Here is an 11,932-nt window from a genome sequence, read left to right on the forward strand (position 1 = left end):
GCGAGCGCCAAGCCCCGAAGACTTGCTCCCGTTGTGAAGACTTGCCCCCGTTGAGAAGACTTGCCCCCAAAGACTTGCCCCCAAAGACTTGCCCCCAAGAACAAGAAGGAAGATGAAATGAAATATCTGTTCGCCGCCGTGATGCTTGCCAGCGCGGTCGTTGGTTTCAGCGAGGCGGCCAGCGCCGCCGAGGGCTGCGGCCCGGGCTGGTACCGTGGCCGCTACGGCAACTGTCGCCCGATGCGCGGTGCCGTCGTCGTGCGCCCGGGCCCGGTGGTGGTCGCGCCGGCCCCCGTCGTCGTCGTGCCGCGTGCGCGCGTCTGCCCCTATGGTTTCCGCTGGTACGCCGGCCGCTGCCGCCCGTTCTGATCTCTTGCACTTACGAAGTGGCCGCGCGGCGAAAGCCTGCGCGGCCATTTTCGTTTTGACGAGTTCGACTTCGCGCCGGCCCTGTCCTGAGAGCTGTGAACGCAGACCGAGCCTGCGATCCGCGTCCGAAGCTCGCGAGACAATCCGGCACCGCCTACCAGTAGCGGCGATGCCAGCGGCGGTGACGCCAGCCCCAATGGCGGCGGCGCCAGCCCCAGTGGCGGCGATGCCAGTGGCCGTGCCAGCGCACCTGCTCCGGTTTCATCTGCGCGGCTTCCTCGCTGCTGGTGACTGCCGGATGTGCATCGGCGTTCGGCATCGCGGCCGAACCAGCGACCGGCTGCGGCGACAGCGGCGCAGCCTGCGCCGTCGCGGCGAAGGCGGCGGCGCCTGCCGTCACACCAAATGCAAATTTCAAAAAGTTCCGGCGCTCCATGACGTCTTACCTCTAGGATGGTCGTGCCCGTGATGCGCGTGGAGTGTCGCGGTGACGACATGAACCAAAGCTGAATCGCGCCGCCGCGACAAAAAGAGTTGGCACCGGTGTCGGAACGCGCGCCGTTCGCACGTCCTCGGATTCGAACAGCACGGAGATGCCACATGGCCAACCTCACGCTCACCACCTTCGATTGGGTTCCCGAGATGCCGCGCGGCTTCGTGCGCGACCTTCGCGTGCGCTGGGCGCTCGAAGAAGCCGCCCTGCCCTATCGCGTTGCGAGCGTGCCGTTCGGCGACCGCAGCGCGGCCCATTTCGCGCACCAGCCGTTCGGCCAGGTGCCGTGGCTGACCGACGGCGACATCTCGATCTTCGAGAGCGGCGCGATCCTACTCTATCTGGGCGAGCGCAGCGCGGCGCTGATGCCGACCGATCGGCGCGGCCGCAGCGAGGCGATGAAATGGGTGTTCGCGGCGCTCAATTCGGTGGAGATGCCGAGCCTGCCCTGGTCGATGCTGAAGTTCATCGGCGATCCCGGCGACACGCCGGCATGGAAATTTGTGGACGAGTTCCTCAAGCTCCGCCTCAAGCATCTCGAGCCGGTACTGGCCAGCCGCGAATGGCTGGCGGGGTCCTTCTCCGTCGCCGACATCCTGATGTCGGATGTGCTGCGCCCGGTCGATCGTTTCGACGGGCTGGCAGACCATCCGGCTTGCCGCGACTACGTCGCGCGCGCCACGGCCCGCCCGGCCTTTGTCAAGGCCCACGCCGCCCAGATGGCGCATTTCGCCGCGGCGGATGCGGCGCGCACCGGAGCGTGACGCGCCGCACATAATTAATCCGGCGATAACCATAGGGTCACAGCCGCCGGAACGAGAGCAACTGGCTTCAAATTATCGCGGCGGAAGGTGACACATGGCCCGCATCGAATTCCTTAGAGAGCAACTAGCCCGCGCCGAGCGCCTGGCGAAAGCCATCCTCGACCAGCAAACCGTGGAGCGGCTTCAGGCCTTCGCGGCCGAATGCCGCGCGGAGTTACAGGTCCTGACGCGCAGGGCTGCGGCGTGAGGCGTTGCCGGCGCCTCACCGAGCGGCGCGTCATATCAACTTCATCGGCGCGTCCGCGACCACACGCAGGTCGATCCTGCTGATCAGTTGAGACCGAAGCGCCTCCGCAGCACCGATGGCGCTTTCGGTTTGCCGCAACGTGCTGACGTTCGATCCAAGCGAAACGATTCCGCCCAGCACCAGTGCGATCGATCCGAGCGCCGCCGTTTGACCGAAGCCGAACACGCCGAGAATCGTCACCAGCAGCAACACAGCACCACCGCCGATGGCAATCTTGGAAGCCAGAATGTACTTCCGACATCGCTCGGCGATCTCGGCCAGCGCCTCGATCCGCGCTTCAATGTCGGAAATCTCGTCGGTCGCGTTGTCTTCGGTCATCGAAAATTCATCAAAAGAAGCTGATGGGGTTCGCTTTCGCTAGCCCACGCTACTTCCTCACAACGGCAAATTGTCGTGCTTCTTCGCCGGCGTCTCGACCTTCTTGTCCTTCAGCATCGACAGCGCCCTTGCGATCCGCTTCCTCGTCGAGTGCGGCATGATGACGTCGTCGATGTAGCCGCGCTCGGCGGCGATGAAGGGGGACAGGAAGCGGTCTTCGTATTCCTTCGTTCGCGCCGCGATCTTGTCGGGGTCGCCGATGTCGGAGCGGAAGATGATCTCGACCGCGCCCTTGGCGCCCATCACCGCGATCTGGGCGGTCGGCCAGGCGTAGTTCATGTCGGCGCCGATCTCCTTGGAGGCCATGACGTCGAAGGCGCCGCCATAGGCCTTGCGGGTGATGATGGTCACCAGCGGCACCGTGCACTGCGAGTAGGCGAACAGCAGCTTGGCGCCGTGCTTGATCAGGCCGCCATATTCCTGCGCGGTGCCGGGCAGGAAGCCGGGCACGTCGACGAAAGTGACGATCGGGATGTTGAAGGCATCGCAAAAACGAACGAAGCGCGCGGCCTTGCGCGAGGCATCGCTGTCGAGCACGCCCGCCAGCACCATCGGCTGGTTGGCGACGAAGCCGACGGTGCGGCCGGCGATGCGGCCGAAGCCGGTGACGATGTTCTTTGCAAAAGCATCCGCGATCTCGAAGAAGTCGCCCTCGTCCACGACCTTCAGGATCAGCTCCTTCATATCGTAGGGCTTGTTCGGATTGTCGGGGATCAGCGTGTCGAGCGACATGTCCACGCGCTCGATGTCGTCAAAGCTCGGCCATTCCGGCACGCCGTCGATGTTGTTGGAGGGCAGGAAGTCGATCAGGCGCCGCATCTGCAGCAGCGTCTCGACGTCGTTCTCGAACGCGCCGTCGGCGATCGAGGAGCGCGTGGCGTGCACGGAGGCGCCGCCGAGTTCTTCCGCCGTGACGACCTCGTTGGTCACCGTCTTCACCACGTCGGGGCCGGTGACGAACATGTAGCTGGTGTGCTTCACCATGAAGATGAAGTCTGTCATCGCCGGCGAGTAGACGTCGCCGCCGGCGCAGGGGCCCATGATGACGGAGATCTGCGGGATCACGCCGGAGGCGAGCACGTTGCGGCGGAACACGTAGGAATAGCCGGCGAGCGCCGCGACGCCTTCCTGGATGCGGGCGCCGCCCGCGTCATAGAGGCCGATGATGGGCGCCCTCGCCTTCATCGCCATGTCCTGAAGCTTGGTGATCTTCAGCGCGTGGGTCTCCGACAGCGAGCCGCCGAACACGGTAAAATCCTTGGCGAACACGAAAGTCTTGCGGCCGTTGACGGTGCCCCAGCCGGTGACGACGCCGTCGCCGGGGATCTTGTTCTTCTCCATGCCGAACTCGGTGGAGCGGTGCTCGACGAACATGTCGAATTCCTCGAACGATCCCTTGTCGAGCAGCAGCTCGATGCGCTCGCGTGCGGTCAGCTTGCCGCGGGCGTGCTGCGCCTCGATGCGCTTCTCCCCGCCGCCGAGCTTGGCGCCGGCACGACGGTCTTCAAGGGCGTCCAGGATATGTTTCATTTGCTCCCGCCAGGTCGTAAGTGATGCTGGGTTCTAACACGGCATTTTGCGGGCCGGGAAGCGGCTTTCGGCCTCGCAGGTCTGCCCTGTGGCTGCGGAAACCGTGAGAGATTGCAAGGCCTTGCAGGGAGAGACGACGATGGACGAAGCAGCGGCTGCAGCCGGCACGGTGACCGGCGGGGTCAAGATCCTGCTGCGGCTCGAGGGCTTGACCCTGTTCGCAGGGATGGTGACGCTCTACGCGGCCTGGGACGGCTCCTGGTTGGTCTTCGCCCTGCTGTTCTTCGTCCCCGATCTGAGTTTTCTGGCCTACCTCTCGGACGCACGGTTCGGCGCGCTGGTCTACAACGCCGCCCACAGCTACATGGCGCCGGTGACGCTGCTGACGCTGGGCTTCGGCCTTGCCTCCCCCTTGACCCTGTCCATCGCCTTGATCTGGTTCGCCCATATCGGGATCGACCGGGCGCTCGGCTATGGCCTGAAATATTCGGCCGGCTTCAGCTTCACTCATCTCGGCCGGATCGGGCGGCAGAAGGACGCCTGAGCCCGCGCGCCTTGGCGGCGGACTGCCGCCATTTTTATCTCCCTCGCCGGTTGACCGGGCCAGCCGATTCAGGCTTGCTTCGCCTTCACGATCAGGCGCCGAATGTTGCGTGAGCTCAGTTGGTACGGCGGCGGTCCACCACGTCTGGCTGCAAGCATCACACATGTCCGCCACGGTCGTCCCCCTGCCGCCGAGCTCATCGTCCGAGACCATCGCCTTCCTGCGGCGGATGGCCAGCATGGTGTCGGGTCGCAACGGCGAGATGCTGTTGCGTGCCGCCGCGCTGATCGAGTCGCTGGCGCAGCGGGCAATGACGGCCGAGCGGCTCTATCACCGGCAGCAGGAAGAAAACACCCGCGGCACCGAGCTGCGCGAGGCGGCCGAACTCGCCTCCGACGCCTGGGCCAGGCAGAACGACGAGTTGCTGGCGCAGCTCGCTGAGGTGACCGCTGCCGCCGCCGCCGAGCGCACCTCATTCAATGCGGAGCGCGGCAAGCTCTCCTGCCTGATGCAGGATGCGGAGACTCACATCGGCAAGCTCACAACCGAGCTCGAGACGTTGCGCGCCTCCGTCGACAGTTTTAGCGAAACCGTGGTCTCCGTGCCGATCGAGGCGCTGCGGCTGGCGCGCACGCAGTTCGAATTTCTCTCAGGCAGCTTTGCCCGCAAGGGCGACGTGGTCTCGCAAGCCATGAGCGAGATCGGCGGCTTTGCGATCGACCAGGCGCTGACGGCAAAGAAGACGGCCGGTCCCGCCTGAGGCTAGGGCAAGGACATTCACGAGGGGTCGTCATGCCCGGGCTTGTCCAGGCTTGTCCCGGGCATCCACGTTCTTTGGTATGATGCTGTAGGAACGTCCACGTCCCAAGCTCCGACGTCATGTGCGATTAGGCGGTGGTCGATTTCCTCCAGGCGCTGTTCAAGCTCGGATAAGCCGGGCATCGACCATGCGGTCGAAGAATCCGTCTCGCCGTCGCGCCAGCCCTCCGCGGAACTCCAAGAAACCGCTTCGAGTTCCGCGCGTTGAAACGATGATCCAATTGAGAGAGGAGATCCTGCGATGCCTGGGTCCATTATCGCACGAACAGGATTGCTCGTGGTGACGCTCTGCCTTCCCTGCGGCACGGTGAGCGCCGCATCCCCCTTTACCGCCATGGCCGGCTCGTGGTCTGGCGGTGGCGTATTGAGCACGGCGGATGGCGGGCAGGAGCGGCTGCGTTGCCGCGCGACCTACAATGTCGGCAACGGCAGCGCTCAGCTTGACCTCAATCTGAAATGCGCGAGCGAGAGCTACAATTTCGATCTCGCCGGTGACGTCGAGTATCAGGGCGGCGCCGTTTCCGGGTCGTGGCGCGAAGCTACCCGCAACGCATCCGGCACGATCTCGGGCCGTGCGAGCGGCGATCATGTCGATGCGGCTGCGCGTGGCGACAACTTCTCCGCCAATCTGTCCCTGACGACGCGCGGCGGACGGCAGACGGTATCGATTCGTCCGCAAGGCACCAACGTCACGAACGTTTCGCTGGCCCTGCAACGGCGTTAGTCCGCCGCTGCCGTTGCTACGTTAGATCGCGCCGATATCGGCAAGGCAGGCTTGCGTCAGCGCAATGCGCTCGCCGACGAGACGCGGCTCGCCGCAATCCATGTTGAGCGCGAACACCGTATGCGCGTCGCCCTTCTCGGCCCAGCCGACCATCCAGCCGAGCGACGGCGCGCCGCGCTCGGCGCCCAGCAACCCGGACTTTGCGCGGATGACGCTATCGCCGACCTTGGTCACCGGCAGGATGTCGGCGACCAGGTCCTGGCTGCGCTTGGAGATCGGCAATGCGCGGCGGCGCAGCCGGTCGACGAAATCGATCTGCTCGATAGGGTCAATGCGTAAGGCACCAGTGAGCCAAAACTGGTCGATGCCGCCGCCGATGTCGCGATTGCCGTAGTCGAGCAAGTCGACATATTTCTGCATGCGCTCCTGCCCGATGCGGCGCGCAATCTCCTGATAGACCGGCACGGCGCTGACGAGAATCGCGCTGCGCAGCGTGTGATCCTTGTTCCAGGCCTCGATTGGACGTTTGACGCCGTCCCAGGGAAAGACGTCCTTGTCGGGATCGGCGACGACGCCGGTTTCCAGCGCAATCAGCGAGTTCGGAATCTTGAAGGTCGAGGCCGGCAGCTTGCCCTCGCCCGAGCGCTCGCGGTCACTCGCGACGATCAAATAGTCCTCGACCTTGTAGCCGACGAAGGTGCCGGCCGTGCCCAGATCAGTAAAGCGCTTTGCAAGACTCTCGCGGATCTCGTTGCGCGGCGGCGCGACAACAGCAAGCGCGCGGGATGGCAGGGTGGCGGCTGCGGCGAGGAGACCGAGGGTGGAACGGCGCGTCAGCAAGGGCAGTGTCCGTTGGGTGATGACAGTTGGCGCGACCATGCAGCCGATATCGTGGTGAAACGATGACAGCGTTAAAGCGCACTTGTTAGAGCATGATCTTATCGGAAAACCGCTACGCGCTTTGCGCTAACGCGGCCCTTCGCGTCCGGATCATGCTCTACCGCCCTCGGCCCGACAGCCGCAGCACGAAGACCAGCACTTCGGCGACGGCCTTGTAGAGATCCGGCGGAATCTCCTCGCCGAGCTCGACCTTGGAAAGCGCGCCGGCCAAAATCTCGTTCTCCTCGATAGGGATGTCGTGGGCCTTGGCGACCTCGATGATCTTTGCACCGATCGTGCCCTTGCCCTTGGCGACGACCACCGGCGCGTTGCTGCCCTTCTCGTAGAGCAGTGCGATCGCGAGCTTGGATGGGTCGCTCATGTAGCGCGATCCAGGAAGTGCCCGGCACGGGCCGGTGCCGGCTGCGGCGGCGTGCCGTCGCGGACCACAATGTCGCCGGGCTTGAGCTCGGCCCTGGTCATCGCCTGGTTGAGCTCGCCGATGCCGGCACGAAGCTGCTGCGCGGTCGCCGGGCGCTCCGCCCACATCCGCACGAAGGTCTTGTCGCCGCTCAGCGTGATCAGTGCATGCACGGGGCCGGCCGGCTCGACGTTGAGCGAGAAGCGCGCGCGCCAGGCACGCGTGGCGGGATCAGCCGACTCGTTGCCGCCGTCGCGCGAGATCTCGAACTGCGCCATCGCGGTGCCTCGCGGCGTCAAGAACGGAATCTCGAAATTCCACTGCGGGGCGGTCGGATCGATGCGGTGACCGCTAGCATCGACGCGATCGGGCAGCGAGGCGACCTGCAGCAAGGTCTGCCGCGCGATCGCGGCGTCGGTGTCGTCGAGCAGTCGGTGCACGGTTGCAGCCAGCGGCATATCCGGCGCGAGCGACGGCGAGGCGATGGATTGCGGCGACGGCAGCGCGCCGCGGAACGGCGGCGGCGTGGTCGCGCGCGCGGCTGCCTCGAAGATGTGGCTGTCAGGCACCGCCTTGTTGAAGCCCGGCACGTTGCCGGTCATGCGCGGCAGGTTTTGCCTGACTTCCTGCAGCAGGCTCGCGGCGAGGCCGGCGGAGATGGTTCGCGGCCCTGCGGCCTGCGGCGTTTCACCCGCCACGTCTCCCAGCACGGCTGCTGCGAGCGCAGCACTGCGTGGCAGTTGGGCCGGTTGGGCGATCTCCGCACCGGTCGACCGCAACGCCGCATGCGCAGCCTCGCCCGCCGCCTGAAGTGCCGACGCTGCGGTCTGCGGCGTGGCCATGGCGCTCATCGGCAGCGCGGCGCCTTGCACCGGTGCCTGCGGCACGCCGGTTTCGAGCGCAACTGAGGTCGCGACCAGCGTCTGGCGCAGCACCAGCAGCGCCGCCTTGAGGTCCGGTACAGTGCCGGAAGACGGTGGCGCGCCCGTCCCAAGAGACGCTTCGAGAAAGAGCCCCGACCTCTGGAAGGCGGACTCAACATCGCCGCCATCGAGCCCCGCGTTGAGCGGCGTCTGCTGGGCCAGCACGTCCAGCATCGCCTGCTTCAGTCCTGCCGGCAGATTGCTGCCGGTCACGGCCGAAGCAAGATCGGTGAACAGCGGCGCCTGGCTGCCCTGCTTGGTCACAGCCTCGGCCGAAGCCGAGGTGACTGCGACCTGCTCGGACGGCGTCAGGAGACTGCGCGCGGTCGTCGCGGAGGGCGCGAGCGGCGGGCTGTCCAGCAGCGACGCCGCTGTCGGCGTCAGTGTGACCTGATCAGCCGCCTCGTTCGCCCCGTTGACGATGGCGAGCCGGATCGTGCCGTCGTTCTGCGACACCGCGAGTTCGAGATTTTGTCCGGGCGACAGCGCCACCTCGGACATCACGTCCAGGGAGAGGTTGGCAATCGCGATCCGCACCAGATTGTCGGCGAGCACGCTGACGACCTTGGCGTCGACGACGCTGCCGGCCTGAAGGACAAGGTCAGGCGTCGCCGCATCAGCCACGGGGCTGGCAGCGCCGACGGGAAGGATCGAGCTTATCGGCATCGCCATCTCAGGAGCCCAGGAGCACGGGCCACCCTAACGCCGGCGTCGTAAACCTCTCGTTAAGGACCTCTGGCCGCGGCCGGCTTGACTGTCACCAGAACCGTCACAGCAGCCTGAAAATCCCTCAGCCGCGCGGCGCGGCGGGCGGCTGTTTCCTCGTCCACCCCCCACTTCTCGGCATTCCAGTCCTCATCGACATAGGCTGCCGCCCAGACCTGGTCGGCATCGCGCACCCCGTGGGCCAGTGCCAGCGCCAGCAGCGCCGAGCCGGTCAGGGTCGTGATCACGTGGAGCGCAGCCACGGACCACGCATCCTGCGGCAGCGCGGCGCGCGCGGCCTGGATCGCCTCGTCCGGCTGTTTCACATGCATGATGCCCTCGGACAGCATGAAATGCGCGCCCAAGCTCTCCGCGGCCCAGAACAGCACGGGATCCCAATGCGCCGCCTCGCGGGCCACCAGCCCCTCCGGATGGCCGGCGCGGTAGAATAGCAGGTCGGACTGCAAGTATTTTGCGAGGTCTTCGCTAACGAGTTCGACGCGGTCCACGACGCCCTCGACCACGCTGTTGGCGATACACGTCAGCGGCATGGTCAGGGGATCGATCGTTTCCACCTGAGCCGCCCATTCCGCGGCCACCGCATCGGCGAGCGCGCGCGACGGGATCACCACCTGGCGACCGGAGGGCGTGCGGATCGGCTTGCCGTCGAGCGTGATGGCGAAGCCGTCCTCGGCCTCAGCTATGCCAGCCTCCTTGTAGAAGCGCTTGCGCTGCGGCACGCGCGTGGCCCTACGCACCGCCTCCTGCGGATCGAGCGGGGATTGCCCCGCGGCCTCATCGAACAATTCGCGCATCTTGAGTTTTCGGTCTCCGCCGCACAATGCTAGGCTTTTAAGCTAAGACCGGCGGCCGATAAAGCGAGCGGCAGGCATGAGGGAACTTGCGGGCATTGTGGCCCTGTTCGCCGGGTTCTGGCTGGCCACGGCGCAAGCCGGCTTCCGTACCCCGGAATCGGCCGTGCGCAACGTCTACGCCTATTACGGCGAGGGCGCGCCGGAGCTGTCAAAAGGCCTGCCGCGCGATGCCGCGACCGCCCGGCAATTCTTCGATTCCAGCCTGCGCAAGGCCTGGAGCACGCCAAGGGCCGAACACTATGATTTCCTGGTGCAGAGCCCGACCTGGAAGCTCGGCCCGGTCGCAATCGCGGTCCTCCGCAAGCAATATGACAAGACCTATGTCGCGGCCAACTTCGACAATCGCGGCCGGCGCGTCACGCTGAACTTCATCCTGGTCAACGGTCCCGAAGGCTGGCTGATCGCGGACGTCGAGAGCCCGCATGACAGCTTGCGGGTGTTTTTGGAGCAGTTCCGGAATTGAGGTATTCGTCATTGCGAGCGCAGCGAAGCAATCCAGAGCCTCTCCGCGGACGCAGTCTGGATTGCTTCGTCGCAAGGGCTCCTCGCAATGACGGACCTTAATCGCAACCGCGGGGTTCAGCCCTACTCTTCCGGCGCGTTCTCGATCGGATCAAATCTGGTTGCATCGAGGCCGAGCAAATTCCACGACTGCTGCATGTGCGGCGGCAGCGGCGCGGTAGCATCGATCACACCGCCGCGCGGATGCGGGATCACGATCCGGCGCGCCAAAAGATGCAGCCGGTTTTGCAGGCCACCCGGCAGTTGCCAGTTCTCGATATTGAAGTATTTGGGATCGCCGACGATGGGATGGCCGATATGCTCCATGTGCGCGCGGAGCTGATGCGTGCGGCCGGTCACCGGCTTCAACGACACCCAGGTAAGCTTGTTGCCGGCGGTCTCGACCACCGCGTAATAGGTCACCGCATGGCTCGCGCCTTCGTCGCCATGCTGGGCGATGCGCATGATGGTGTCGTCCTCGCTTTCTTCCTTCGCAAGAAACGTCGAGATGCGGCCCTGCTTCGGCTTCGGCAGGCCCGGCACCAGCGCCCAATAGGTCTTTCGCGCCGACCGCGAGCGGAACGCACCGGTCAGATGGCTTGCGGCAAAGCGCGTCTTGGCGACGAGCAGGCAGCCCGAGGTCTCCCTGTCGATCCGGTGCACCAGGCGCGGCTTCTGGCCCTTGGCGTCGCGCATCACCTCCAGCATCTGGTCGATGTGCCGCGTCATGCCCGAGCCGCCCTGCACGGCGAGGCCGGCCGGCTTGTTCAGCACGAGGACGTCGTCGTCCTCGTAGATGGTCATCTCCTTCAGCGCCTGAAGCGTCTTCTGAGCAGCTTCCGACAGCGAGCCTGCCGCCGCCTTCGGCGCATCCAGCTTGAGCGGCGGAATGCGGACGCTCTGCCCCTCCTCGAGGCGGTCCTTGCTGTCGACGCGCTTGCCATCGACGCGCAACTCGCCTTTGCGCACCACGCGCTGGATGTGGGAGAACGAAAGCCCGGGAAAGCGCGCCTCCAGAAAGCGATCGACGCGCATGTTGTTCTCGTCGGCGGTCACGGTGACGGTCTGCACCTTGGTCGGCAGCAGCGCCTCGACGGGTTTAGCGGGCTCGGACCTTTCCAGCGCGGGCTTTCCCAGAGCAGACCTGCCCAGAGCAGACTTGCCCAGCGCAGACTTGCCCAGCGCAGACTTGGGCAGGCGCCGCTCGGCGCGCTCGGAGGCAAACCGCGGCGGCTTCGCGCCAGGCTTGCCGCCCGGCCGCGGCCCAGCCTTCTTTGCGCTACGCGCCTGATGCGGACGCGCTTCATCGCGCTCGTCACGCGAACGGGGCTTTGGGTTCATTCTCTTGATGCGGCGGCTCATGCGGTTTTTCCAAACTTTCGTATCGCGGTCGCGCGGCGCGGCAGCGAAGCAACCCGCGCCCCCACCTCTTTCTCCGCGAGCCGCAGCTCATATTGTTGTTGAAGATTCATCCAGAACTGCGGACTCATGCCGAACCAATGACCAAGCCGCAGCGCCGTATCGGCAGTGATGCCGCGCTGACCGTTGATGATACCAGTCACACGATTGACGGGGACGTCAATCTGACGCGCCAGTTCTGCAGCCGTGATGCCGAGCTCTCGCAGTTCTTCGGCAAGATGCTCGCCGGGGTGAGTGGGCTCGCGAGGCATAGTATTTCTTGGCCTTACTACTGGGAATTA

General features: G+C 65.5%; 16 protein-coding genes. 7 read left to right on the forward strand and 9 right to left on the reverse strand.

Annotation, left to right across the window (positions count from 1 at the left end; translation table 11 throughout):
- Positions 1 to 117: 117 nt before the first annotated feature.
- Positions 118 to 369 carry a GCG_CRPN prefix-to-repeats domain-containing protein gene (locus tag FXV83_RS03530; RefSeq protein ID WP_148737809.1) on the forward strand — a complete coding sequence of 84 codons (252 nt, stop codon included), beginning with the start codon at positions 118 to 120 and terminating at the stop codon, positions 367 to 369.
- A 154-nt stretch (positions 370 to 523) separates the two neighbouring features.
- On the opposite strand, the gene FXV83_RS03535 is transcribed toward FXV83_RS03530, so the two are convergent.
- Positions 524 to 805 carry a twin-arginine translocation signal domain-containing protein gene (locus FXV83_RS03535; protein ID WP_148737811.1) on the reverse strand — a complete coding sequence of 94 codons (282 nt, stop codon included), beginning with the start codon at positions 803 to 805 and terminating at the stop codon, positions 524 to 526.
- A 164-nt stretch (positions 806 to 969) separates the two neighbouring features.
- On the opposite strand from FXV83_RS03535, the gene FXV83_RS03540 reads away from it, so the two are divergent.
- A complete protein-coding gene (locus tag FXV83_RS03540) occupies positions 970 to 1,626 on the forward strand; it encodes a glutathione S-transferase family protein (protein WP_148737813.1) in 657 nt (218 codons plus the stop codon).
- Positions 1,627 to 1,720: 94 nt separating this feature from the next.
- Positions 1,721 to 1,873, forward strand: coding sequence for a hypothetical protein (locus FXV83_RS42400; protein WP_187435632.1), 153 nt, complete (start codon positions 1,721 to 1,723; stop codon positions 1,871 to 1,873).
- A gap of 30 nt (positions 1,874 to 1,903) precedes the next feature.
- Here the strand turns inward: FXV83_RS42400 and FXV83_RS03545 are convergent, their stop codons facing one another.
- Both FXV83_RS03545 and FXV83_RS03550 read right to left on the reverse strand, forming a co-directional pair.
- Complete coding sequence (locus FXV83_RS03545) at positions 1,904 to 2,251, reverse strand: hypothetical protein (protein ID WP_148737815.1); 348 nt, start codon at positions 2,249 to 2,251, stop codon at positions 1,904 to 1,906.
- A 57-nt stretch (positions 2,252 to 2,308) separates the two neighbouring features.
- On the reverse strand, positions 2,309 to 3,841 hold the full coding sequence (locus tag FXV83_RS03550) for an acyl-CoA carboxylase subunit beta (RefSeq protein WP_148737817.1): 1,533 nt from the start codon (positions 3,839 to 3,841) through the stop codon (positions 2,309 to 2,311).
- A gap of 139 nt (positions 3,842 to 3,980) precedes the next feature.
- Between FXV83_RS03550 and FXV83_RS03555 the strand changes: the two genes are divergently transcribed.
- The 3 genes from FXV83_RS03555 to FXV83_RS03565 all read left to right on the forward strand — a co-directional run bounded on the left by FXV83_RS03555 (position 3,981) and on the right by FXV83_RS03565 (position 5,928).
- Positions 3,981 to 4,385, forward strand: coding sequence for a DUF4260 domain-containing protein (locus tag FXV83_RS03555; protein WP_148737819.1), 405 nt, complete (start codon positions 3,981 to 3,983; stop codon positions 4,383 to 4,385).
- Positions 4,386 to 4,548: 163 nt separating this feature from the next.
- Positions 4,549 to 5,145: a hypothetical protein gene (locus FXV83_RS03560; protein WP_148737821.1), complete on the forward strand. Its 597-nt coding sequence runs from the start codon at positions 4,549 to 4,551 to the stop codon at positions 5,143 to 5,145.
- A gap of 300 nt (positions 5,146 to 5,445) precedes the next feature.
- Positions 5,446 to 5,928, forward strand: a complete 483-nt coding sequence (locus FXV83_RS03565; RefSeq protein ID WP_148737823.1) for a hypothetical protein — start codon at positions 5,446 to 5,448, stop codon at positions 5,926 to 5,928.
- 21 nt (positions 5,929 to 5,949) lie between these two features.
- Here FXV83_RS03565 and FXV83_RS03570 read toward each other — a convergent pair whose 3' ends face one another.
- From FXV83_RS03570 to FXV83_RS03585, 4 genes are all read right to left on the reverse strand, one after another.
- Entirely contained in the window at positions 5,950 to 6,807 is an 858-nt protein-coding gene (locus FXV83_RS03570) for a penicillin-binding transpeptidase domain-containing protein (protein ID WP_430648925.1), read from the reverse strand.
- Between the two features lie 118 nt (positions 6,808 to 6,925).
- On the reverse strand, positions 6,926 to 7,189 hold the full coding sequence (locus FXV83_RS03575; RefSeq protein WP_148737824.1) for an EscU/YscU/HrcU family type III secretion system export apparatus switch protein: 264 nt from the start codon (positions 7,187 to 7,189) through the stop codon (positions 6,926 to 6,928).
- Entirely contained in the window at positions 7,186 to 8,823 is a 1,638-nt protein-coding gene (fliK, locus tag FXV83_RS03580) for a flagellar hook-length control protein FliK (protein WP_187435633.1), read from the reverse strand. Before fliK ends, FXV83_RS03575 begins: the two co-directional genes overlap by 4 nt.
- Before the next feature lie 53 nt (positions 8,824 to 8,876).
- Positions 8,877 to 9,671 carry an ATP12 family chaperone protein gene (locus FXV83_RS03585; protein WP_148737825.1) on the reverse strand — a complete coding sequence of 265 codons (795 nt, stop codon included), beginning with the start codon at positions 9,669 to 9,671 and terminating at the stop codon, positions 8,877 to 8,879.
- A 76-nt stretch (positions 9,672 to 9,747) separates the two neighbouring features.
- Between FXV83_RS03585 and FXV83_RS03590 the strand changes: the two genes are divergently transcribed.
- The gene (locus FXV83_RS03590; RefSeq protein WP_148737826.1) at positions 9,748 to 10,194 is read left to right on the forward strand and encodes a hypothetical protein; all 447 of its coding nucleotides are present in this window, start codon (positions 9,748 to 9,750) and stop codon (positions 10,192 to 10,194) included.
- A 122-nt stretch (positions 10,195 to 10,316) separates the two neighbouring features.
- On the opposite strand, the gene FXV83_RS03595 is transcribed toward FXV83_RS03590, so the two are convergent.
- Both FXV83_RS03595 and FXV83_RS03600 read right to left on the reverse strand, forming a co-directional pair.
- A complete protein-coding gene (locus FXV83_RS03595) occupies positions 10,317 to 11,594 on the reverse strand; it encodes an RluA family pseudouridine synthase (RefSeq protein ID WP_148737827.1) in 1,278 nt (425 codons plus the stop codon).
- Complete coding sequence (locus FXV83_RS03600) at positions 11,591 to 11,902, reverse strand: HigA family addiction module antitoxin (protein ID WP_148737828.1); 312 nt, start codon at positions 11,900 to 11,902, stop codon at positions 11,591 to 11,593. Before FXV83_RS03600 ends, FXV83_RS03595 begins: the two co-directional genes overlap by 4 nt.
- Positions 11,903 to 11,932: the final 30 nt, after the last annotated feature.

Origin of the sequence: Bradyrhizobium hipponense, from assembly GCF_008123965.1 — a bacterium.
GTDB lineage: Bacteria > Pseudomonadota > Alphaproteobacteria > Rhizobiales > Xanthobacteraceae > Bradyrhizobium > Bradyrhizobium hipponense.